Origin of the sequence: Amycolatopsis kentuckyensis, assembly GCF_002155975.1 — a bacterium.
In the GTDB taxonomy this organism is placed as follows: domain Bacteria; phylum Actinomycetota; class Actinomycetes; order Mycobacteriales; family Pseudonocardiaceae; genus Amycolatopsis; species Amycolatopsis kentuckyensis.
Genome location: NZ_MUMI01000899.1, coordinates 1 through 1,104 on the forward strand (window position 1 = coordinate 1; position 1,104 = coordinate 1,104).

General features: G+C 72.0%; 2 protein-coding genes. One reads left to right on the top strand and one right to left on the bottom strand.

Features of this window, described 5'->3' with window-relative positions:
* On the top strand, positions 1–696 hold a 696-nt coding region (locus tag CCN39_RS49000), incomplete at its 5' end, for an NsdA family TPR-like regulatory protein (protein WP_086854054.1).
* Here the strand turns inward: CCN39_RS49000 and CCN39_RS49005 are convergent.
* Positions 693–929 carry a hypothetical protein gene (locus tag CCN39_RS49005; RefSeq protein WP_086746182.1) on the bottom strand — a complete coding sequence of 79 codons (237 nt, stop codon included), beginning with the start codon at positions 927–929 and terminating at the stop codon, positions 693–695. The genes CCN39_RS49000 and CCN39_RS49005 overlap by 4 nt on opposite strands.
* Between the last annotated feature and the right edge of the window lie 175 nt (positions 930–1,104).

Genomic DNA, 1,104 nt, shown 5'->3' on the forward strand with positions numbered 1-1,104 from the left:
TGGATCGGCCGCGTGCTGGTCGAGTATCGGCGCGCCGAGGACGAGGTGGGCGGCCGGGACCTGTGGCCCACCGTGCGCTCCCAACTGGACTCCATCACCGGCATGCTCCCCGACGCATCCGGCCGCGCCGCTGACAAGCTCCTGCTCCTGGCCGCTGAGCACGCGCACTGGCTGTCCTGGGTGTGCTGGCAGGCGGACAAACCGGGCCCCGCCCTGTCGTGGCTCGACCTCGCCAGCGGCTGGGCGACCGACGGAGGCCCCGCCGACATGTCGTCGTGGGTCAACCGCGTACGCGCCTACTACTCCCTACGCCGAGGCGATCCCATCCGGGCGCTACGGACGGCCGAGGAAGCCCGGGTCACCGCCCAGGCGCTGTCGCCGGCGGCCGCGTCGGTCGCCGCGCACCAGGCCGCGATGGCGGCCGCCGCCCTGTCCGAGCGCGACAAGGCGGCCCGGCTGGCCGAGGAGGCACGGGCGTACGCAGGCATGGTGCCGGACCCCGAGGACCGGCCAGGCTGGCTGTACTGGCTCACACCCGTACGGGCCCAGCTGCAGGAGGCCGACACGGCTTACGCGTGCCGCGAATGGGAACGCGCCGCGGACGGGTTCCGCGACGCGCTTCCGCAACTGGTCGGCTACCCCAGGGATCACGAGCACTACAGCGCGCGCCTGGAGGATGCTGAGCAGCGGGCCTAGACCAGGTCCCAGGTGCGGATGATGGGCTGGTCCCCGTCACTCAGATGGGCGGCCGCTGTGACGGCCCGCTCCACCTCGCTGACGGGCGGTCCGTACTCCATCCCGCCCGGGTGCTCGGGGGCAGGATCGGATAGTTCGAGGACGAGTTCGCCGCTGGTGAGATCCGCAGGCTCGTAGTCGTCCGGGCCGACCCCGGCGGGCAGCACGCTGTATCGGACGCGGTATTGCGCCATGGCTGGCTCCTCTACTCCCGACAGTAGGGCGCCCCCGAGGGTTCGGGCCCCGGAGGCGATGAAGGCAGCATAGCGGGGCGCCGTGGCCGCCGGGCCGTCCATCCGAGAACGACGAGAAACGCCCCCTGTACGGCCCGTGGTGGGCCGTACAGGGGGCTGTACCTTATACACATCT